This window comes from Crocosphaera sp. (assembly GCF_030064895.1).
GTDB lineage: Bacteria > Cyanobacteriota > Cyanobacteriia > Cyanobacteriales > Microcystaceae > Crocosphaera.
Genome location: NZ_JASJEB010000045.1, coordinates 35,136 through 57,521 on the forward strand (window position 1 = coordinate 35,136; position 22,386 = coordinate 57,521).

Consider the following 22,386-nt stretch of genomic DNA (forward strand, 5'->3'; position numbering starts at 1 on the left):
TCAGACTTAATTCTCACAACTGATAACTGATTGCTATATAACCTAATTATACTATCAACTTAGAGTCATTTTTACCACTTAATTTATATTCCTTTCTTGGTCTTATATAATTTTTTATAATCAATTATTATCATAAGTTTTACATTATTTATATTTGGTCAGTTGCCTAATTTTTACCCTTTTATCAAGAAATGATAACAAAATAGATAACGAGTTTGCGCCGTTTGATTGGTGTGTGGTATATTAAAAATGCAAAATGAACGGAATAACGTATCCAAAAGTAAGATTTGAGTATTTGTGATCTACTAAAAAAGTGGGTAGTCAAGATAAAGCGATCGCTTTCCTGACTACAAACAGAGATACTACATACCAGGAAGATTTAAACCACTGGTCAGTTCTTCCATTTTTCCGCGCATAGTTTCAGTGGACTTGGCGTAAGCATCTTTCATAGCTGCGGTTACTAGCTCAGATAAAGCCTCTGCACCTTTGTCTAAAGCTTCTTGTTTAATGGTCACTTGACGAGGCTCTTGGTTACCACTCATAACCACTTCAACCAATTGCTGCGCATCGGACCCTTTAATATGCATCTGCTCCAATTCTTCTTGGAGTTGTTGCGCCCCGGCTTGAACTTGTTGAGCTTTTTGGAAAGCATCTTGAAGTTCTTTGATTTTGCCTAATCCGGGGATGCCAAATCCTGATTTTTTGTTTTCTGACATATTCGTTAAAAATATTGTTTGTTGCTATATGGACTTATTGACACTCCCGCGCCGTAAAACGGCGAGGATTCTTTTAAAGGAGATAACTAACTCGAGTTAGTCATTGCTCGAACCACAACTACTAAAACCGTACAGACTCGAATCTCAGTGTCATGCGATGGGCGATGCCAATTGCCCCCACTCTCTCGCCCTAAAAAGGGTCTGAGCTTTTACGTTAGTTCGGTTTTTGAGTTTCGCTCAATTCAGACCCTTTACTTGTAGAGGCTAGAACTAGACCTTTAACTAGAGCGTCCTACTACTAGGTGTTTCACCCACGCCTGAAAGTCACTGCCACTTACTAACTCAACCAATCTAACACAATATAAAGCCGTCCTACAAGGACGGGGTTTCTACCCAATTTTTCGATCATTGTCGCTGAATTTCGGCAAATATCTCGGCTAAGATTTCTGTTGCACCAGCATCACGTAAACGGGTGGCTAATGTTTGACCTAAGCTTTCTGCTTGAGCAGGTTCCCCTTCAATAGTATCTTTAATCAAGGTTTTGCCGTCAAGACTGGCCACCATTCCGATTAAGGTTAAGACATTATTTTCAATCTTGGTGTTAACACCGATGGGAACTTGACAACCCCCTTCTAATTCTCGTAAGAACGCCCGTTCTGCATAACAGCGATCGCGGGTTTCGGGATGTTCTAAAGCTTTAAGTAGTTCTAGAATTTCGGGATCACCGGTGCGACACTCGATACCTAAGGCCCCTTGGCCCACAGCATGGAGGGAAATATCATCGGGGATAACTTGATGAATGCGATCGCTCATATCCAAGCGTTGTAAACCGGCTACAGCGAGGATGATTGCATCGTATTCCCCTGAATCTAGTTTAGCCAAACGAGTGTTAACGTTGCCACGAACATCTTTGAAGGTTAAATGGGGATAATGGTGACGTAGTTGGGCTAAACGACGTAAGGAAGATGTTCCAATCACCGACCCTTCTGCTAAGGTATCCAGTTGTTTATCTTTATGTTTTTCGTGGACTACCAGTGCATCGGCAGGGTTTACCCTTTCGGTGACGCAGCCTAACATTAAACCATCGGGTAAATTAGTGGGTAAATCTTTGAGCGAGTGTACTGCAAAATCTACTTGATTTTGCAACATGGCCGTTTCTAACTCTTTGGTAAATAATCCTTTATCTCCAATTTTTGCCAAGGCAACATCTAAAATTTTGTCTCCTTGGGTACTCATGGTTTCTACGTCAAACTGACGATCTGGATAGTGTTTTTGTAGTTGTTCTTGTATCCAGTAAGTTTGCACTAAAGCTAACTGACTTTTTCGGGAACCGATACGAATAGCGCGACTAGAAACAACCATAGAGGGTAAGATAATAATTCAATGTAACGATGAGGGGACTTATTCTAGAGTATCGCAGTGTTTGACTCTAGTTAAGCCGTTGGGAGACTTAATCCAGAAATAGTTACATCTCGTTACAAATTAATGAATAGTGTCATTTCATTTATCATTCGTTTGGAAGTAGCCTTGAAACCTCTCCCAAACTTCTTTCTCCCTCAAGAGAGAGGCTTGAAACCAAAATGTTCAATGTTTGGTCAATGACCGTTGACCCCTATGAAATCCACATATACAGTTAAATTTGATGAAAATAGTCTTAAAAAATTGTTTATGTTATTATTAGTTTTGAATTAATGTAATTAACTGTATCCAAATCTTATGATTATTTGGCAAGCAGATTTCTATAAACATTTATCACAAGAAAATGAAGATAATACTGTCTGGAATCTCATTGTTTGTGATCAAAATTCTTCTATCATTCATCAAGGAAGTTGTCAACAGTCCGAAGCTAATTCTAATTGGTTAATCACTGAATTAGAATCTTTGGTTAAGCAATATTCTCCTGATCTTATTAAGGTTTTTCGTCCTCAATGTCTTAGTTTATTTCAACTATTTGGGAAAACATTAGGAGTTAAAATTGAAGCTAGTAGAAGAACTCCTCAATTGAAACAAATTTTAAAAGAAAAATTTCCTAGTTCTCTTAAACTAAAACAATTACCTCCTCAAGCTGTACCTGAAAATTTATGGGGTGATAAATGGCGTTTTGCGACCTTTAAAGCAGGAGATTTTTTTGATTATTTTAGAGATCGCCCTATTCCAATCAAAGATTTATCTGAAGAGTTAAACCCGATTGATTTAGGTATTGCTTCTGGTATAAATATTCCTGGTGTGGTCATTTATGGTGGTAGAAAATCAATGTATTTAGCCCGTTGGTTGGCAGATAATAAGCCATTTTCTTTAAATTATATTCCTACTGAAGTTGGAAAATCTGGGGGATTAATTTTAGAATCACGGTTAGTGGATCGTTGGGTTTTATTGACGTTTGAAGATTCGGAAATGGCTCAATCTGCACAAAAGTATGAGCAGCAAAAAGAAAGTAGTCAAGGTCTTCATTTTCTATTAATACAACCCGATGATTCAGGAATGACTGAGACAGGAATCTGGTTATTGAAAAAAGAGGATATTTAGGTTATTTATTATGAAAAAAACAACCAATATTATCTTACAGCCTAATAGTTTATGGCAAAAAGTCAAACAACAAACAGAACACGCTTTAAATTGTGGTGCTTTAAAATCGATTCCCACAGAGTATGAATTAATAGAAGATGGAGAAGTTGACTTTTTAGTGAGGATTGTTACTAATTTAGGAAGAAAAGATAAGACGAAAAAACAACAAAAAAAATTGGGTAAAGATTTTAATCCTTTTTTACCTTACGAAAAAGACTTATTTGTAGCTGATATTTCAGATACTCATGTTTGTTTATTAAATAAATTTAATGTGGTAGAAAATCACTTATTAGTAATTACTCGGGAGTTTGAGGAACAAGAAACATTACTAAACTTAAATGATTTTGTTGCTTTATCCGTCTGTTTATTACAAGTTGATGGTTTGGGGTTTTATAATAGTGGTAAAATAGCCGGAGCAAGTCAAAATCATAAACATCTTCAATTAGTTCCTTTTCCCCTCATCCCAGAATTACCTAAAACTCCCGTTGATAATGTAATAGAAACAGCAAAATATAAAGATAAGATAGGTCAAGTTTCTTGTTTTAATTTTGTTCATGGTATAGCTAAAATATCAACTCAAAATAATAATAGCATTTTAGAATTAGCTCAACAAATTTTCGACAATTATTCTTATTTGTTAGAAAGTCTAAAAATTACTATTAATCAAGAAGGAAAAACAGAACCTTATAACCTTTTGATAACTAGAGAATGGATGATGATTGTCAGGCGATCGCAACCCAAATATGAATCAATTTCTGTTAATTCATTAGGATTTTCTGGAGCATTATTAGTTAAAAATGAGCAACAATTAAAGACATTAAAAGAGTTAAAACCCTTAACAATTTTAGAACAAGTTGGTGAAATTAGAAATTAGACAATCTACTTCAATATTGGTGGTTGAATTAACCATTCTTTGTGTTATCAGTGCGAATATGTAAATCTCTTTGTGGGAAGGGAATTTCAATCTTATGAGCGACTAAGGCTTTCCAGATAGCTCGGTAGAGATCGCTCCTTACGGTAATACGAATGGCAGGATCGTCAATAAAAACTGCTAAGCGAAAATCCACACTAGAATCACCATATCCCATCAAGTGAACAGAAGGTTGAGGCTCAGTTTGCACGTCATCATTCTGCCGAGCCACATCCAGCAGAATCTCAATAACCTCCTCTGGATCGCAATTATAGCTAACTCCCACTGGAACTAAGACACGAATAACTGGATCTGTCCCCGTGTAGGTTGTGACAATAGAGGTGAAAAAGGTTTGGTTGGGGACTATTTTTTCAACATTGTCAACAGTTTTGACGGTTGTGGCGCGAATACTGACTTTTTCAACAGTGGTGGGTTCTCCTTCAACTTCGACTATATCACCGGGACGCAAAGAGCCTTCAAAGAGAAGACCAATTCCACTGACAAAATTACCGATAATTTCTTTCAAACTAAATCCAATCCCCACTGATAGTCCCCCACTAATAGCCGCCAGAGCAGTTGCATCAAACCCTAAGTAACCGAAAAATAAAACGATGCCAATGCCGATCAGAAAGTAGCGAATAATAATAGAAATTGCTTGTGCTGCCCCAGTTGGTTCCTGGGCGATGAGAAAAGAGACGTACAAAAATATTTGTTCAACTATGGATACACCCATCACCCAGAAATAAATTCCGATTGTAATTATGAAGATAGCTCCTAAAGTCACTGGGGTCTCAAATAGGCGAATAACTGCCACTTGAAACAATTTGTCTATGTCTGTTAATAAACCTCCGATAGTATTGATGACAAACAAGATAAATAAAGGCGCGGAGAATAGACGGCGATAGCGGCTGACATGAGCAGAAGGAAAAACCTCATAGCAGATTATTAAAAAGCCACGATAGAAAAAAAAAGTCCACAAGATTTTGATGCCAACGGTTATTAGTCCTGCTCTCCAACCCCCTTGGCTGAAACCAGTTTCCAGAAGGCTAACCACCATTAAACCGAGAACTGGGGTAAACATTAAGCGAAGCAAGTTAGTTGCATAGTGCTTGAGAGAGGGCGGGCGATCGCTTAATTCCCCATCATTCATGCTCGGAAATCGTCTTAGCCAGAGAATCCATATTCCTTGAGAAAGGAACCAAACCAGAGCCAAGCTAATGATAATGGCAAACAACTGAATCTGAACTAGAGGACGTTCTAGAGCGTGTAAACATCTCCAGATTAGTTCAAAAATAGGGGTTAAATCCAACTCAGTTGTTTCTGTCATCTGCTTCTATTTTTAAGGGGTTTTAAATTGAGTGTTGACAGTTTGAGTCAATTGACTTGCGGCTTGCTCAGGAGAAATTGCTCCTGCCATCACCCTCTTATACAAATCTCTACCATATTTTCTGACAGCATTTATTTTTTTCGTCTCATCTAAACTAAATGCGGTAACTGATAGAGTTTGCTTTTGCAAAATTCCTTGAAGCGGAAACAAGCGAAGATCGATCAATGCTTCTCTATTTGCTGGTATAAAGGAGCGTAATTGGGCAGCTAGTGCTGTTTGCTGTTGGGTATTAGCTAAAAACTGAGCAAATCTCAGGGAAATTTTGGTTTGATTATTACTTGATGCAGAACTGAACAAGAAACCATTCACAAGCAAGGGAGGGGCTGCTTGCCCATTTTCTTCTCCGGGTAAGAGAGCAATTCCAAATTTGTTTGCACCCAATGATTCTCTCAAAAAGGGAATTTTATCAGACCAACAGACATGATAGGGTAAGCGTTCCTCAATAAAAGCATTTTGTAGGATAAGGGAATCTTCGTTGAGGATAAAATTAGGCTCGTTTCTAGCATTTTTTAGCCATTCCATCCATTTTACCCAACCCAAACCTTGGTCTAAAATTACACGCCCTTGATCATCCAATAGTTGACCGCCAAAAATTTGCGTTCCCCAAAAAGCATCGCTAAAACTGGATAACATTCCCACAGAATATCCTGCTCTAGCTTGATTAATCAGTTCTGAGAGGGTTTTTGGTGGTTCTTTGACTCTATTCTTGTTATAGCAGAGAACCTGGGTACTCAAGTCTAAAGGCACTCCATATATTTTGTTTTGATACAAGAATTGATCTAGTGCCTCAGAGCGAAATTGTAACAAATCAAGAGCATCTTCCTTAAGAGGAAGCAAGGCTTTTGCTCTAATGAGGGGAAGAATATAGATGGATCTGGTATAGATCAGATCCGGACCTAAACCCTTTTCTAATTCCCTCTCTAATTCTGCAACTAACTTTTCTTCCTCTATAAACTTCGTGATGATCTTGACTTGGGGATAGAGTTGGGTAAACCTGCCAATGTACTCATCAAAAATTTCCCTATATTGAGAAATTAAGGATTCTGTCAACTCACTCCGAGAAAAGCTCTGCCAAACTATGATAGTTCCTGAGAGTCTAGTTTCTGGGTTATTACTATTATTGTTTACTTCTATTGTTGTACTACAAGCAACCAATAAACAAGCAACAAGCAGAATTGACAAAATTCTTTTCAAGCAAGTAAACAGGATCATTTCGTTTTTTAGTCAGTTTGAAGTTCAGCAATAATTGGGTATTGATTGAGTTGATTAATCTAGAAAAAGCTCTTATTTAGTCAAGGCGAAGTCGGTACTTAGTGACTCCTGGAAATTCAACGCCAAAATTGCATTGGTCTAGGAAGTAATCTGCATAAAACGTTTGATAGGGCTTAAATCCAAGAGATTCATAGGTATGACGAGCCGCCTCGTTACCATGAATAATCATAATTCCTGCGTAAGAGTGCTGTTTTGAGAGCCCTTCTTCTAATAAGGTTTTGATTAATAGTTTTCCCAAACCGCGACCCCGTGCCTCTGGCAATACCGCAACCGATTCAATAATCCATGTCGCTTGAGGAGTCAGAAAAGATGGTTGTAAGTTTCCACCCCAAAACTGCACATAGCGATCACCCCATGTCGTGGCAATCTCCTCAGACCAGTTTAACTCTTGGGCTATCTTACCAAGCTTAGACAGCCGAAAAGGGCAGTAATCCTCTGAATTCGGGGTATAACCAGAGGCCGCTGCCATCGGTTTTCCCTGATCTTCTATAATCAAGAAATCAGCCACGTCACCCCAGTTACCAGCGTCAGCCCTCAGCATTGCCTCAATGAATTGCAATGGGTTTGTCCCAGTTCCCTGCAAAAGACCTTCCCAAAAGCAGTAATTAAGAGGTGGCAAAGAGGCTTCATACTCGATTTTGGCAAGAAAGGGGATGTCTGAGATCGTCCCTTTGCGTGTTCTAAATATGCTATTCATCGTAACTTTCCTAAAAAGAATACCCAAATAATACTAGCAAATTTATCCCTAAAAGGACAGTTGGGTATAAAATTTAAACAAGATAATAAAAATAGTGTTGGAAGCAACATCATGAAATTTAAAAATACGTCTTTTTTTCTATCCTTAATAGGGAGTATCTTAGTAATAGTAGGAACGCATGGGCCAACCATTACTGCTGAAAAAATTAATTTTATTGTTGGTCCGTTACGCTTATCTTTAAATATCAGTTCCTTAGAAAACTTTGCTGATGAGGGAACCATTGATAGAAGATTAGCAGATTATTTTAGGATGGCTGGAGTAGGAGAAGCAGAACAAATACGGTTTCGAGAAGTTTTAAGCAAAAAACTAGAAATTGACCCTGTTTTATTCTCAAGGTTACTCAGAACAGAAATGGGAGAAGATATGCTGACTCGTTGGGGAGAACATATCAATATTCAAGGGGGGAGAAACGGTAAATATGCGTTGCGTGGTGCCATAGTTAAATCAGCTTTCGATGATGAAGGTTTAACTTTGATTAATGTATTGCGTCATCTTCCCACTAATATGCAAATTAATGTTAATCAGGCTCTTTCCTTAGCAGCCCGTTTCGATTCAATTATTATTGCTACCAATTTTTTCCGCGAAGAAATTAGTCAACTTGCTCAACAAGAAATAGCCAACGCTTTACCTACAGATTTTTCTACCCTTCCTGATTTACGTCAACCAGGAAAATTGCCAGTCCAAAAAAACCAATGGACTCTTACAGATAGCCAACGAAACCGAACCTTTCAAGTATATATTTATCAGCCCCAACAACAGCAAAATGGGACTTATCCCATCGTTATTGCCTCTCATGGTTTAGCCTCCTCACCCGAACATTTTAGTGACTATGCTGAACATTTAGCTTCTTATGGTTATGTTGTTGCTGTACCCCAACATCCAGGTAGCGATCGCCAACAACTTCAAAATCTGAAAAGAGGACTATCTAGGCAAATCTTTTTAACCAGTGAATTTATTGATCGACCCAAAGATATTAGTTATGTGATTGATGAATTAGAAAGACGTAATCAAATAGCTATGAGAGGGAAATTAGACCTTAATAAAATAGCAGTTATTGGTCATTCTTTTGGGGGTTATACTGCCTTAGCAGTAGCCGGTGCAACCCTTGAGTTTGAACATTTAGCCCAAGAATGTCCTGGTAGTTTGAATTTATCTTTATTGTTACAATGTAGTGCTTTAAATTTAGATCCAGAAGTGTATTCCTTAAAAGATGAACGAGTCAAAGCCATTGCACTTACCAATCCTCTAAAAAGTGCTATCTTTGGTCCAAAAGGGTTATCAAGAGTTTCTATTCCTGTGTATGTTCAAGCAGGAAAATATGATCCAGCCACACCTTTTGTACTGGAACAAGTGAGGCCATTTCCCTGGTTTAAGAGTTCTAATCGTTATTTGAGTTTACAAGAAGGGGATACCCATGCTGATATTTCTGAACTGGATGGGGGTTTGGCTGAGTTAATAGATAACTTTGTCTATTTATCCCTTCCTGAACCTGGTTTATTGACCAGTTATAATCAAGCTTTAATCTTAGCCTTTTTACAAGTTCATTTACGGGAAAACGAGTCATTTCGCCCCTATTTACAGTCAGCTTATGCTGAACATCTTAGTCAAGGAGAAGAGTTTAAAGCGTTTTTGATTACCAATGATTCTCTAGAAGGATTGGAAAAAGCGATCGCCAAATTTCAAACTAATCACCCTAGCATAAAATTTTAAACTTTTAGATATGTTTAAATTATTGTCTCGTACCCCACCCACTCATCTCCAAATTGCTGCTAACTTACGCCGTTTAGGTTGGATTGGTTTTTGGTGTCAACTTATTTTAGGTTCTATTCCTGTTGTTTTGTTAACGTTTCAATGGATATTTTCCAAGGAACAGACAATGGCAGGAATTGATATTACTAATATTTTTAGTTTTATTGATATTATGACCCTTTTATTTACTATTTTTTGGTGTTTGGGTTATACTCAACTAGGAAAGAAACTTGAAAAGGGCGAAAAACACCCGAAAAAAGCTAAGATTATCCGAACTATATGGATTGGTATTACTGCTAATTTAGGGGTTATTTTATTGGCGGTTTTAATTGGGATTATAACCCTTGGGAGACTACTCTATATCATTCTTTCATTACCTCAAGGGGCAACTACTATTTTGCAACCCGTACCAGGGGGAACGATGGTTAACCCTGGTTTGGTCATTGTACCGATGGATATTTTAGGCTTATTAGCAATCATGAATGTAATTTTAGCCGGATTAGTTGGAGTTACTATTAGCTTGTGGTTGTTGTTTCGTATTCATATTTGGCAACCTTAATTTTGGGTAAGTTGTTAATTATCATTTCAAACAACAACTTTTAGCTTATTTACAAACTAAAACTAATTTTGGTAAATATGAATGTCTCTTTGAGGGAAAGGTATGCTAATATCGTGAGCATCAAAGCTTTTTTTGATACCTTCAATTAAAGCATATTTAACAGGTAAATAATTAACAGATTCAACCCAAGGGTAAACATAAAAATTGACACTACTATCTGCTAATTCTCCTACAAGAATTTTTGGCTCAGGTTTATCTAAAACTCTTGATTCTTGTTCTAAAACAGTGGCAATAATCTGCCTTACTTTATCAATATCATCTACATAACTAACTCCTACAACTAAATCAATTCTACGTTCAGGTTTAGCATAGTGATTGATTATTTTATCTTCAATTAATCTATTATTAGGAATAATTACTTCTCGATTATCTAAAGTTCTGACTACTGTAGTAAAAATACGAATTCCCTCCACATAGCCGATTATATCTCCACTTTCAATTAAATCATTAACTTTAAAATAGCGAAAAATAACTAAGATTATTCCTGCGGCAAAATTAGATAAAGAACCTTGTAAAGCTAAACCTACTGCTATACCAGTAGCACCTAAAAGCGCAACAATGGATGTTGTTCTAACCCCCAAATTTCCTAAGCCAACTAAAACAACAATTGTATTCAAAGCTAGTTTACTGATATTGCTGATAAAAGAAATAACAGTATTATCAAGACGGCTTCTATTCAAAAATTTAACTATTAGTTTATGAATATTTTTACTCAGCCATAAACCAATAACTATAATTACAACTGTCACCACTAATCTTATAAAAAAGATTGTGAAAACTTGTATAAGACTTTCAATGTTTATTTGAAACATTTGATAATTGCTCTAAAAAAATGTGTTCGCCAACTAATACCAAATCCGGTTTAGATACCCCCCTTATCTTTCTAGTTGAGGAGGGTGGGGAGTGTGGGAGGTGTGGGAAGAAAGATAGCAAAATAATAAAGAGGTTTTGACAATCGGATTTGGTATAACATCAAATCCTCTTTACAAAGTAGAATAACAAACTAAAGCAGCAACAAATGTTGACTAAAATTTTCTTCTACTATCATAAGCAGATTTCGTATCATACTCGATTGAATTATTATACCCCTTTTTAGATACGATCTCAAAAAATATTGATTGTAAATACTATAGTTCTGTTTTGAATAAACCTGAAACCGCAACATAAGGTAAGACAATTAGAATAGATTTAGGATTAAGTAATTTTGCTGTTACCAGGATGTTTCTAAATTCGATAATCCTAATTGCTTACAATTATTTAGAGTAGTTTACTCACCAGTAAATTCTAATGAGGAATGGTGCAAAACAATGCGCAGTTGACCATTATCATCTTTAACGAATTTCCAACTTTTATCCACTGATGTTACATTGCCATTTTTATCAGTAAGGTGAACTTTACCCATTGTGCTGGCACTATTTCCTATGATGAGAATGGCACGATTATCAATTTCACATTTAGTCCAACCATTCAGTGCAAAACCGTCGTCATCAGGATAGGCTGGATTCCCACCAACAAAATAAGAAAGTGCGCCTTCTCTGGTAGTGCGGAAAGTTTGTGGATTAACTGTTAGTGTGGGCTTAAATAAAACAACACCCATTTGGTAACCATAAGCAGAATCAATGACTTTTTCAGCAAGTTCTGATGCGGCTGCTTGACCTTGCATGGTGTGAGTTTTGCTGATATTTATTAGGGCATCACACCATGCTTTCTGTGCCGTTAATACCTGATCTTCGCTAATTGCTCGATCAACAACAACATCGGCTGAAACTGAGGATGTTGTGGCGATGAGAAATGCGGTGGCTAATGTAGTAGTAATTTTCATAAAAGTCCTTTCAACTATTATTTTGATTGATGATAGCACTAATTACTTTTAATTTTCAATCAAATCTAAAATGTGAAATTAATATTAACAAAAATAACGTGTATCAATTTAATTAAGAGACCAATATAGAAAAGAAGAAAGCTAATAAAGCTAGAGAAATAGCCGAAAAACGTTATATCTTTAGTAGTACAATTTAACGATAATATTTTTATTTGAATTCTTAAGTAAAATCTAATAACTCTACAGCAAAAAATAAGTTTGTTGTCCCTAAAAGTTTTGTTATAATCAAACTCATCTCTAATTAAATTCAGAATTAGTGACCAGTAAAGAGTTGCGGCTGCTTGTCCTGAAAAGAAAAAAATCAAGGTGAGTAAAATATTGACCCAAGTGCTGTTATATTTTCCTGTTAAACCAAGTGCTAAAGCGGTTAATGCGGTAGAAACAATTATTGTTACTGGTTCTGGTTGATATTTGCTGCTCATGACCAAACATTGAACGTTGAACATTGAACATTTTGGTTTCAAGCCTCTCCCTTTAGGGAGAAAGAAGTTTGGGAGAGATTTCAAGCCTACTTCCAAACGAATGATAAATGAAATGACCTTGAAAAAGTCAATATTTAGATCAATTTTTTAGTGAAGATGTTGATCTAAATATGACTCTTTTTTGACTAAAATTTATCACTAAACTTCTGGACTAAAATGCTCTTTTAGTTTGGCTTCTTCTTCATTGGATAAATTAGATTGAATGAGTTCAGCCTTGATGTCCCCAAGGGCTTCTTCTACTTTGTCCAGGGTTACATCACGGGTTAGCAAAAACAGGGCTGAGGTTCCTTCTGTGACCTTGTTTCTCACATCTTTGATAAAATCATCATTGATGCCATAGTCCTTCATAGAACCCCCTAAAGCTCCCATCCCTGCACCAACAGCGATACCGAAAATTGGGCAGAAAAAGATTAATCCAAAGAGTAAGCCCCAAAAAGCTCCGTCTAAAGCTCCTAAACCCACTAAATTGATTGCTTGTTTGGTTTTAGGTTTCTTTTTGCCCTCAGCCCAAGATACAGTTGCTGCATCTCTGATTTCAATGATATGTTCTTTTTGTAAGGGAGCTAACTTGCTTAATGCTTCTTGCGCCCCTTTTGGGGTATCGAACTTCCAAACTGTGAGTGCTGCCATATTTTTCTGTTTAATCAAATTTTTTAGACTTATTATAAATGCTTTTTTGATTTTAGGGGTTAAGAAAAAATATAGTTTAGATTATCTTTATATTTTACTGATCTAGTCTATGTCAACCAAGATCAATTATTATAAATAACTAAATTTAATAATTAATTACTAAAAAATATATGAATTTGAAAAACCTTTTTAGAAGAAATAAAAGAAAAAATAATCAAGAATTTCCTATTAAACCCGTATCCGATAACACCATCCTAAATATTATTACCTTTTATGCCATAACCTTTATTATCTTTGGTTTTGTGATGTCACCCCCAAAGGAAATTATTACTGGGTTGTTTCGTATTCTCACAGTGCGCGACACCTTAATTACTGATTATATCGGCATCGGGGGAATGGGAGCTACTTTCGTCAACGCTGGATTGTTGAATCTGATGGTTTGCGCCCTCTATCGTATCACTAAAGCTAAAATTTCTGGTACGGCGGTAGCTTGCTTATTTTTGTTGCTAGGGTTTGGTCTTTTTGGGAAGAATCTGGTCAATATTTGGTCTATTGTCGCAGGAGTCTATCTTTATGCTAGATTTCGCCAAGAAAAGTTTGCTAATTACATCAATGTTGCTTTTTTCGGTGGGGCTTTAGCTCCCATTTTTTCGGAAATTCTTTATAGCAGCACTCTTTCTCTACCCTTTAGAATACCATTGGCTGTGGGTACGTCCCTAATGCTTGGGTTGATTTTACCTCCCTTAGCAGCCCATCTTCCTAAAACCCATCTAGGTTTCAGTTTGTATAATATTGGGTTTACGGCCGGGTTAATGGGTAACTTAATTGTTGCGCTTTACAAAGCCTACGGTTTTGTTCCCGATCCGGTCATGATTTGGACTTCAGGTAACAATACTATTCTGGGGACATTTTTGTTAGTTTTGATTACGTCGATGATTTTGGGAGGTTTCTATATAGATAGACGTGCATGGGCTAAGTTACCGACTATTCTAAGCTCATCGGGTCAAGCTCCCACAGATTTTATTGCTTTGGTAGGATTGGGTCCAACCTTGGTAAATATGGGTTTATGCGGACTTATTGGTTTAATTTACATTCTATTGGTTAAAGCTGACCTCAATGGACCGACCATAGCTGGCGTATTCACTATTATAGGGTTTGGTGCTTTTGGTAAACACCCTAAAAATATTATTCCTATTATGATGGGTATTTTTCTGGGGACTCTGACGAGATCGGTCAATGCTAATGATGCACCTTTGATTTTAGCTGCTTTATTCGGCACAACTCTTGCTCCCATTGCAGGGAAGTTTGGCTGGTTTTTAGGGGTTTTAGCTGGTTTGATTCACTCATCAGCCGTTTTATCTGTGGGTATCCCCAAAGCTGGACTTAATCTTTATAATAACGGTTTTGTTGCTGGTATTGTAGCCACTGTTATGGTTCCAGTGATTAGGTCTTTTAGGAACAATTAAAAAATAAGATTGATTTCTGGGAATACAAATTTTTGTCAGTCTAACTATAGCAGTTTTCAATTGGGTGTATCAAAATCTCGGTTTAGTGAGGGTGGGGAGTGTGGGAGGGGTGGGAAGTGTGGGGAGTATTTTTCTTTGAATTTGTAATCTATGCAAATGAAAATTGCTATAAACATGTTTAGTAGGGGTTAACGGCCGTTAACCCCTACAATATAAACTTATGTTGTCTAAGTTGATGAAAATGATATAACTTAGTATTTCTCAAATTCTAGGTAAGTTTGTCCTGGGTGATTTGTTTAAAGTTATCAGAAAACTCTTCATAAGACAATTGTTGGTCGCTATTTTTGAAAACTGTTTGTAGCATTTGCTCAATTTCAGTTTCAGACAAACCTAAATCTAAATCGTTTAGACACAACCGTAATTCTTCGGCACTTACTGTTCCTGATTGGTCCATATCAAAGAAATCAAAATACTGCTTAATTGGACTCTCTTTTGTATCTGATAAAACCTTCTGTATTAAATTAATAAATACTTCAAAAGTTAAACCATATTTACTAATTTTTTCGTCTATTGTTGCCATTAATTTATCCATTTTTTCACCAGAGTAATACCGTCCTACTGCTCTCAGTAAAGCTTGTAGTTCATCCAAGGATAAAAGGTTATCTCCATTTTTATCAAATTTCTTAAATGCTTGTTCATAAAACACCATTTGCTCAGAACTAATTGTTACCATATTATTATCTTGAGAAAGGGTATTTTGTTGTTCAGAAATAGTATTTATTCCTTGAAGCATACTCAAAGTATAAGCAATAGTTTTCCAAAGTTCTTCAGTACCTAAATGGGTAAGAATTTCCTCTTCTTCTTCTGTAGTAATAGAATAAGTTTCTCGAATATTTTTAATACTCTCTCTTTCTTCTACCGATAGTTTCTCCAAGAGATCATTAAAAGCTTCAACAGACTTTTTCCCTACTGCTATATCAAACAAATCCAAAATAATTTTTTGATGGGGATGATTCTCTGATGATTTAATTAATGTATTTAATATCTCTTGATGATAACTTTCTTGTCTTAACCAATCTTCATGATTACTCTGTTTTTGGGGAGTAAATAAACTAGGATTTTCTACTTCAATTTCGGTTAAAATAAGTTCATGCTCTTTATCTGTAATATTAAGTTCTAATCGAGTATCTTTGAACATTTCATGACTATTAATAATATTGACATATCCTTCGGAAATAGATTCTTTAACCATTCCTTTATAAGCTTGTAAACGTTTTTCTTTGTCAAACCCTGGAAGAACTTTCGCTAAGACATAAATTTCATCTGCACTGAGGTCTTCTAAAGAACGATTTTCCAAAAATTGTGAAACATCAAGCTTTAATTTAATCAATTGTTTTTGCAGGCGACTTGCTAAACTTTCTCTTTCATAAATATGGGGATTTCTCTGCCAAGTTCTATGTAACCAAATACCACTACAAACTATAACTGAAATGGGTATAAAGGGATCAAGAAAATTAGGCAGAAAACTCATAAAATTATTCCCTGCAAAGAAAAAGATGATATTAAAGATCAAGCAAGTTGATATAGTAAACATCCTATGACGAACAATTTCATTATTAACTAATTGATGATTACGAAGTAAAAAAGCTTTGTAAGATTTTTCTATTTGTTTACCTAACTGATAACCTAGCCAACCAAAAAAACCAATAACAAAAGGAACAATAAATAGTTTAGGAATAGCAACTGATTGACCAAACAAATATAAACCAGGACTTAAAAGATTGGCTAGTTGATTATCTTCATGACTCCAACTTCCAGAAAAGTAGTATTCCCAGTTTCCTGCATAAAGAAAATAAACTAAAAAATAACCAATAGCTAAACCAAAATAACCATAATAAAGCCATTGTTGTTCTGGATTTGTAATATTTTCCCAATAGCTTCTTTCTGCATCAATATCAATACAAGGACTATTACAAGCAACACAAGCACTTTGCTCTTTTCCTTCTGAATTAACAGTACGACACATGGACTGAGTAATTAATTTTCGTTCCCCTTCATGAGCTTTACTATTTAATAATGCTCTGGGTTCACTATAAATTTTTTGCACTGGCCCCATGGGACAAAAATATTGACACCAAGATTTGCCCCCATATAAATAACCCGTTAAAACAGCCGCACAAATAATACAAACTAAAACAATTCCTAGTAAAAGTCTCTCAGAATTTAGAAATAAAATACGACTGGTAATTCCTAAATAAAATAAGCCCAATTGTACGTATAAATAATTACGACCTAGCCAAGAATCTCGTTTAACTTTAATTAACTCGTAGCGAGTTTTCCCCGTTTTTTCATTAACTCGTTTACGTTGTCTTTGTAATCCCAATGCGCGAGGAATTTGCGAAAGAAAAGAAAGAGGACAAATTCTCCGCCAAAATTCATGTCCTACCATAAATAAAATAACAATGGCTAAAGGAATTACAAAACCCCAAAATATTGATGTTCCCATGGCATAAGGGGTTTCTATTAAGCATTCTCCTTGAAACTCTACACAATCTAATTGGGTTATTTTATCAATTGTAAATCGACTCCACTCGATACCAGGTTGAGTGAGCAAAGGGGTGATGGGATCGTAGAATAATGATGCAATTAATAATAGCCAACTCAGGGTTGCTATCCAACGCAGGATATTTATTTGTCGTTCAGGAATGTTTGCAAACATAACTTCTTCTTATTCTTATAGATCGATGTTAAGGGTCGGATTTATTTTTTGTAGTATAATAGCAGTTTTCAATTGGGTGCATCAAAATCTCGGTTTAGTGAGGGTGGGGTGGGAAGTGTGGGGAGTATTTTTCTTTGAGTTTGTAATCTATGCAAATGAAAATTGCTATAATACTAAGTTCACAATAACGTTATAGCACTACGCATTTTGATTAGGACGTTTTTGCTAATATTATTAATTATCAATTGCTAGAAGAAACGCCATTACAAATAGTCAAAGTTTCATCTTCTGGGCGTTGGTACTTAAGATAATTATGAGTCCAGCGACAACCTGCTTGAAGTACCTGATCAAAATCAACCACACGATCTAATTGCCATAAAATAACAGTGTGATCAGCACTGGCCGAAGCCAACATTTTACCATCACTACTAAACTCCACTGCATACACTTCCGCAGAATGGCCGTTGAGAGTAGTTAGTAACTTACCCTGGGTGTCCCAAAGTTTAACGCTTCCATCTCGACTAGCAGAAGCAATCACTTGACCATTGGGACTGAAAGCAACCCCTTGCACCTCACCACTGTGACCATGTAAAGTTTCTAATAACTCACCCTGAAGATTCCACAGTTTTAAGGTATGGTCCCGACTAGCAGAAACAATCATTTGACCATCGGGACTAATAGCCACACCCTCCACCGTATTTGTGTGTCCCTGACAGTTAGAATCATCGGTTTCACAGCCATCGAGAATCTCAAACCGTTGATAGATATCTTTCCATTGCCTTTCTCTGAGGTCAACAATATTATCCCTGGAGATAACTAAAATCTGACCATCTTTACTAAAAGTCACGTCAGAAACCTGTGTACCCTTTTCAATCACGAAGGTTTTCAATAATTTTCCTTCTCTACTCCAAACCTTTGCCGTTCTATCTTTACTGAGAGAGACTATTTTTTGCCCATCGGGACTAAAAGTGATTCCATGAACTTGATCTCTGTGTCCAGGACATCTATGAGTATAGGGATGTCTGCGACAACTATCGAGGGTTTTGAACAATTTAAAGTCATGGTCATTTTCTGTTTGGTCGTCTTTTTTCCAGAGTTGAACCGTATTATCCCAACTTGCAGAGGCAATCATTTGGCCATCAGGACTAAATGTCACTTGCTCAACTTCTCTTTGATGGCCTATAAGAGTATTAAGCAAAATACCTTGAGTATTCCATAGTTTAATGGTTCCATCTCGACTAGCAGAGGCAATCATTTTATCGTCAGGACTGAAAGCAACGTCATAAACCCGACTGTTATGACCATAAAAGGTAGTCAGTAAGGGGTGATTAAGTTTCCAAAGTTTAATGGTTGCATCCCTACTAGCAGAAGCAATAATTTTACCGTCAGGACTAAAGGCAAGGTTATGAATCTCACCATGATGGCCATACAAGTTGGTCAACCAGGTCCCGTCTAACCGCCATAGTTTCAGGACATGATCTCGACTACCAGAAGCAATCTTATGGCCATCAGGACTAAACACCACTGTTTCCACTTCGTCGAGATGTCCTCTAAATGTTCTCATTAAAGTACCGTCGGACTTCCAAAGTTTAACTGTCTTGTCTTGGCTGGCCGAAGCGATAAATTTACCATCAGGACTGAATACTACTGCATTAATATCGTCTTGATGTCCCGGACAATTATCATTATTAACCTCACAACCTTCGATGGTTTTTAGGAGTTGGTACTTACCTCGATCATCTTTTTGCCAGATTTTGATAGTTTGATCCTCACTTCCGGAGACCAGGATCATACCGTTATGATTAAAGGCGATGCCATTAACCTCATCGGAATGCCCTAAACAGTTATCATTATCGACTTTGCAGCCACTAATAGTTTGTGAGATTTGAAAGCTTCCCTGGTTATCATTTTGCCAAAGTTTGATACTATGGTCTGCACTGGATGAGGCTATGATTTGATTATCGGGACTGATGACAATGTCTTTGACCCCAGCAAAATGGCCGGGACAATTATTGTTATCGTTTTGAATTTTGCAACCTTCAATGGTTTGTAAGAGATGGTAATTATTTTCTTGATGTTTTCGCCATATTTTAATACTTTTGTCTTCACTGGCCGAAACTAGAAACTGGCCATCAGAACTAAAGGTAACTTTAGTAACCACACCCTGATGGGTTGTTTTGCTATCTGGTTGACCCAAAGTTGTCAGCAAGCGACCATTTCTTGCCCACAGTTTAACGGTATTATCTGAACTTGCTGAGGCAATGAGATCACTGTTGGGACTGAAAGCAACGCCGTTAACGGCCCCTTGATGGTCTAATAAACGGTTATATTCTTTGACCTGGTAAACAGCTTGTCTGAGTGCGTGTTGCAGTTGACGTTTCAAGTCTGGACTACTGTAGCCTAACTGTTTGAATTTTTGCCAAGCTTTAAGGGCTTTTACCAGTGCATCTAGTTTATTATTGGAGGCAAACAGGGCCAGGGATGATTCATGAATGGCTTCTAGTTCGTTAATGGCAGCTTGACGAGACTGACGAATGGCATTATGTCCAGCGACGGCTGCAACGGCAAGTAAAATACTTACCACCCCTAGTAAAAAGCTTTGTCGTCTGAAACTTTTTTTCTCCTGCTGGAGTTTGGCTTCTGCTGCTTGAGTACGTTCTTTTTGTAAGCGCAATATCTCTGCTTGTCGTTCTTTCTCAGCAGTAATTTCTGCATCAAGGGCTTTTTGACTGGCTTCAATAAATTCTTGTTGTAAAACTGTGGCAGGAGGTTGTTTATTGTTTTCTTCGCCTTTTTTTAACCAGTTTTTGGCGATCGCTAATTCGTCAACCCGTAATAATCGATCTGGATTTTGGTTAGTTTGTTGCCATTCTCTGGCCCTTTGTAAACATTTAGTATGGAGATGAACATATTCTCTATCGCTATGAATGGTGCGAACAACTTCCGGAAAATTAGCGTTAAAGTCTCCCCCATATTTTTGAAAATCAATCCACTGTATTTTGGCTAAAATAGGGTTTAAATTTTGAGAGGATACGGGTTGATAAAGAATGGTTATAATGCGTTTATTTAAGCTGTGGGCGTATTCTACTTCATCATCACAGTAAGGGGAATTAATAGAGTCAGGGGAAATAATAAAGATAAAGTTGTCTGAGTTTTCAATCCCTTCGTAAATTTCTTGTTGAAAATCAAAACCTGGGGGGATACTTTCTTGATCAAACCAGGTTGTTTTTCCCAATTTTTGTAATGATTCATTTAATTGACGCGCAAAGTCAGAGTTATTTCTAGAATAGGAAATAAATACTTCTAAGGATGATTCGTTTGGGTTTTGACGACTGGCTTTAATAAACTCAATTTGTAGAGGTAAGGGAGCATATTGTTTTTTGTTTAGGGCAATTTTTAGCCAATGTTCATAATATTGAAGATTATGACCTCGTAGTAAAAGACTGGGATTATAATTTTGTCTTTGCCATTTTAAGGCTTTGACTAATAGGGTTTTATGTTGCTGGCAATAAGTTGCATCATCTTTGATTATTTTTAGTAATTTATCTCTACCCAGACTATATTTTTCTGCATTTTTATAGTCTGTTAAATCAATATATTGTAGGTTGCTAATCTCAGGTGGAAGATTTCTAATATCGATATTTTCAACTAAAATAGGGATGATTCTTTTGTTAAGTTTAAGTGCATAATCTATTTCTTGCTGACAATATTTTGATTGTAGAGATTGTGAAGAAATTAAGTAAATAATATTATCTGCTTCCTCGATACCTTTATTGATTTCATCTTGGAAGGTTGTTCCTGTCTCAATATCAAGTTTAGCTAACCATATAGTTAAACATTCTCTCCGCAGAGTTCTATTAATTTTATCGGTAATTTCTTCATCTTTTTCTCCATGAGCAATAAAAACATCACTCATTAAATTATTACCATTTTGGATACTTTCTGTAATAAATTCACACTGTAAATCTGTGGGAACACAAGGAGGTTGTTCTTCTATAAATCTCTTTTTCAACCACCGTTCTGCTTGGCGACTTTGTTGTTCAATTAATAAATAATTACTCCGTCTCTGATTATTTTCCCACTCTAAAGACTGAACTAAATATCGAGTATGTTGTTCTACATAATCTCTATTTTTTTCTATGGTTTTAACTAAATCTTTCAATGAATTTTCAAAATTATAGATATCTTCTTGAAAATAAACCCAATTAATTTTACTAATTTCTGGGTGCATATTATCATAGCTTGAATGTAATCCTCGCTGTTGATCTTCTTGCCATTGAATTTCTGTTTTACTAGGATTCCTTTCTTGCCAAGTTTCCCAAGAAATTGTTTCAACATGAAGCAAAGGAATTATCCGCTTATTATATTTTAATGCCCATTTAATTTCCTTTAAACAATAAGGAGAATTAACGGAATGAGGGGAAATAATAAACACAAAATTATCAGACTTTTCAATTCCCTCATTAATTTGTTCCTGAAAATCAACCGCCAAAGGAATATCATTTTGATCAAACCAAGCCAGAATATTTTCTGCTTTTAAACTCTCATAAAGCTTGATGGCAAAGTCCTTACTATCTGCTCTACCATAAGAAATAAAAATATCAAAATTTTTCTGTTGATTCATTGAACAATTATCATAACTAAGTTAAACAATTTCTTTAATTATAACAAATACAATTTTATAACTTATAGATTCTTAATTAAAATATTAAATAAGTAGATACATAAGATAAATATACAATTATTTTGATTGAATTTTATCAACAATTAAATATATTTTATTAACACTATGTCCTGTATTAACAATTGTTTTTTTCTGAGAAGTAAATATTATTATGTACCTATAAATATATTCTCATAGGAATTTAACAATGTGTTTTATCCTCCCCCTAATTCTTTTATAACCGAAATATTGATATATCGAATTGTTTAAATGTTATCCATTGATACGGAATAGTCGAAACCTAGCTTGTACTATAGATTTAAGGGAACTTAGAAAAAATTTTTTCGTCTGGAATGCTTAGTTTAAAATTTTATGTTACAATTTGTAACGAACAAGGAACCAAGAGTAAAGCAGTGAGGAAACTAGAGCTATAGACGAAAAAACACTCATTATACCGATCCGATGTTATTTTATTAAATTTTTGGGGGTGAACCCATGCAAAGCTCATTAACAATTTTAAAGTATTTTTTAGTTATTTTAGACTTTATAGAATTTTTAGCTACACCCTT

15 protein-coding genes are annotated in these 22,386 nt (G+C 36.0%); 5 read left to right on the forward strand and 10 right to left on the reverse strand.

The genetic code is table 11. From position 1 onward, the window contains the following. Positions 1–362: 362 nt before the first annotated feature. Positions 363–716: a YbaB/EbfC family nucleoid-associated protein gene (locus QNJ66_RS12170; protein WP_300507028.1), complete on the reverse strand. Its 354-nt coding sequence runs from the start codon at positions 714–716 to the stop codon at positions 363–365. Positions 717–1,121: 405 nt separating this feature from the next. Then, on the reverse strand, positions 1,122–2,078 hold the full coding sequence (gene hemC / locus QNJ66_RS12175; RefSeq protein ID WP_300507031.1) for a hydroxymethylbilane synthase: 957 nt from the start codon (positions 2,076–2,078) through the stop codon (positions 1,122–1,124). A 354-nt stretch (positions 2,079–2,432) separates the two neighbouring features. Here hemC and QNJ66_RS12180 point away from each other — a divergent pair, with 354 nt between their 5' ends. Both QNJ66_RS12180 and QNJ66_RS12185 read left to right on the forward strand, forming a co-directional pair. Further along, positions 2,433–3,242, forward strand: a complete 810-nt coding sequence (locus QNJ66_RS12180) for a Tab2/Atab2 family RNA-binding protein (protein WP_300507034.1) — start codon at positions 2,433–2,435, stop codon at positions 3,240–3,242. 10 nt (positions 3,243–3,252) lie between these two features. Beyond that, positions 3,253–4,155, forward strand: coding sequence for a phosphorylase (locus QNJ66_RS12185; protein ID WP_300507037.1), 903 nt, complete (start codon positions 3,253–3,255; stop codon positions 4,153–4,155). A gap of 28 nt (positions 4,156–4,183) precedes the next feature. On the opposite strand, the gene QNJ66_RS12190 is transcribed toward QNJ66_RS12185, so the two are convergent. The 3 genes from QNJ66_RS12190 to QNJ66_RS12200 all read right to left on the reverse strand — a co-directional run bounded on the left by QNJ66_RS12190 (position 4,184) and on the right by QNJ66_RS12200 (position 7,391). Further along, entirely contained in the window at positions 4,184–5,518 is a 1,335-nt protein-coding gene (locus QNJ66_RS12190; protein WP_300507040.1) for a mechanosensitive ion channel domain-containing protein, read from the reverse strand. Positions 5,519–5,530: 12 nt separating this feature from the next. Beyond that, positions 5,531–6,760 (reverse strand): extracellular solute-binding protein, encoded by a 1,230-nt coding sequence (locus QNJ66_RS12195; protein ID WP_300507043.1) that lies wholly within the window; start codon positions 6,758–6,760, stop codon positions 5,531–5,533. 106 nt (positions 6,761–6,866) lie between these two features. Then, complete coding sequence (locus QNJ66_RS12200; RefSeq protein WP_300507045.1) at positions 6,867–7,391, reverse strand: GNAT family N-acetyltransferase; 525 nt, start codon at positions 7,389–7,391, stop codon at positions 6,867–6,869. Positions 7,392–7,658: 267 nt separating this feature from the next. Between QNJ66_RS12200 and QNJ66_RS12205 the strand changes: the two genes are divergently transcribed. Together QNJ66_RS12205 and QNJ66_RS12210 are read left to right on the forward strand one after the other, a co-directional pair. Continuing rightward, positions 7,659–9,317, forward strand: coding sequence for an alpha/beta hydrolase (locus tag QNJ66_RS12205; protein ID WP_300507049.1), 1,659 nt, complete (start codon positions 7,659–7,661; stop codon positions 9,315–9,317). A 10-nt stretch (positions 9,318–9,327) separates the two neighbouring features. Next, positions 9,328–9,915 (forward strand): DUF3611 family protein, encoded by a 588-nt coding sequence (locus QNJ66_RS12210; protein ID WP_300507052.1) that lies wholly within the window; start codon positions 9,328–9,330, stop codon positions 9,913–9,915. Between the two features lie 62 nt (positions 9,916–9,977). On the opposite strand, the gene QNJ66_RS12215 is transcribed toward QNJ66_RS12210, so the two are convergent. The 3 genes from QNJ66_RS12215 to QNJ66_RS12225 all read right to left on the reverse strand — a co-directional run bounded on the left by QNJ66_RS12215 (position 9,978) and on the right by QNJ66_RS12225 (position 12,969). Then, on the reverse strand, positions 9,978–10,724 hold the full coding sequence (locus QNJ66_RS12215; protein WP_300507055.1) for a mechanosensitive ion channel domain-containing protein: 747 nt from the start codon (positions 10,722–10,724) through the stop codon (positions 9,978–9,980). A gap of 518 nt (positions 10,725–11,242) precedes the next feature. Next, the gene (locus tag QNJ66_RS12220) at positions 11,243–11,797 is read right to left on the reverse strand and encodes a hypothetical protein (RefSeq protein WP_300507058.1); all 555 of its coding nucleotides are present in this window, start codon (positions 11,795–11,797) and stop codon (positions 11,243–11,245) included. Positions 11,798–12,477: 680 nt separating this feature from the next. Next, positions 12,478–12,969: a DUF1269 domain-containing protein gene (locus QNJ66_RS12225; RefSeq protein WP_300507060.1), complete on the reverse strand. Its 492-nt coding sequence runs from the start codon at positions 12,967–12,969 to the stop codon at positions 12,478–12,480. Positions 12,970–13,139: 170 nt separating this feature from the next. Here QNJ66_RS12225 and QNJ66_RS12230 point away from each other — a divergent pair, with 170 nt between their 5' ends. Then, the gene (locus QNJ66_RS12230) at positions 13,140–14,435 is read left to right on the forward strand and encodes a DUF1576 domain-containing protein (protein ID WP_300507063.1); all 1,296 of its coding nucleotides are present in this window, start codon (positions 13,140–13,142) and stop codon (positions 14,433–14,435) included. Positions 14,436–14,703: 268 nt separating this feature from the next. On the opposite strand, the gene QNJ66_RS12235 is transcribed toward QNJ66_RS12230, so the two are convergent. Further along, a complete protein-coding gene (locus tag QNJ66_RS12235; RefSeq protein ID WP_300507067.1) occupies positions 14,704–17,154 on the reverse strand; it encodes an EF-hand domain-containing protein in 2,451 nt (816 codons plus the stop codon). A gap of 241 nt (positions 17,155–17,395) precedes the next feature. After that, on the reverse strand, positions 17,396–21,778 hold the full coding sequence (locus tag QNJ66_RS12240) for a TIR domain-containing protein (protein WP_300507070.1): 4,383 nt from the start codon (positions 21,776–21,778) through the stop codon (positions 17,396–17,398). Positions 21,779–22,386: the final 608 nt, after the last annotated feature.

Coding starts and splice junctions, on each gene's coding strand:
- QNJ66_RS12220 (WP_300507058.1), bottom strand. CDS start 11,797: ATGAAAATTACTACTACATTAGCCACCGCATTTCTCATCGCCACAACA.
- QNJ66_RS12170 (WP_300507028.1), bottom strand. CDS start 716: ATGTCAGAAAACAAAAAATCAGGATTTGGCATCCCCGGATTAGGCAAA.
- QNJ66_RS12205 (WP_300507049.1), top strand. CDS start 7,659: ATGAAATTTAAAAATACGTCTTTTTTTCTATCCTTAATAGGGAGTATC.
- QNJ66_RS12230 (WP_300507063.1), top strand. CDS start 13,140: ATGAATTTGAAAAACCTTTTTAGAAGAAATAAAAGAAAAAATAATCAA.
- QNJ66_RS12200 (WP_300507045.1), bottom strand. CDS start 7,391: ATGCTGAGGGCTGACGCTGGTAACTGGGGTGACGTGGCTGATTTCTTG.
- hemC (WP_300507031.1), bottom strand. CDS start 2,078: ATGGTTGTTTCTAGTCGCGCTATTCGTATCGGTTCCCGAAAAAGTCAG.
- QNJ66_RS12240 (WP_300507070.1), bottom strand. CDS start 21,778: ATGAATCAACAGAAAAATTTTGATATTTTTATTTCTTATGGTAGAGCA.
- QNJ66_RS12225 (WP_300507060.1), bottom strand. CDS start 12,969: ATGGCAGCACTCACAGTTTGGAAGTTCGATACCCCAAAAGGGGCGCAA.
- QNJ66_RS12180 (WP_300507034.1), top strand. CDS start 2,433: ATGATTATTTGGCAAGCAGATTTCTATAAACATTTATCACAAGAAAAT.
- QNJ66_RS12190 (WP_300507040.1), bottom strand. CDS start 5,518: ATGACAGAAACAACTGAGTTGGATTTAACCCCTATTTTTGAACTAATC.
- QNJ66_RS12210 (WP_300507052.1), top strand. CDS start 9,328: ATGTTTAAATTATTGTCTCGTACCCCACCCACTCATCTCCAAATTGCT.
- QNJ66_RS12235 (WP_300507067.1), bottom strand. CDS start 17,154: ATGTTTGCAAACATTCCTGAACGACAAATAAATATCCTGCGTTGGATA.
- QNJ66_RS12185 (WP_300507037.1), top strand. CDS start 3,253: ATGAAAAAAACAACCAATATTATCTTACAGCCTAATAGTTTATGGCAA.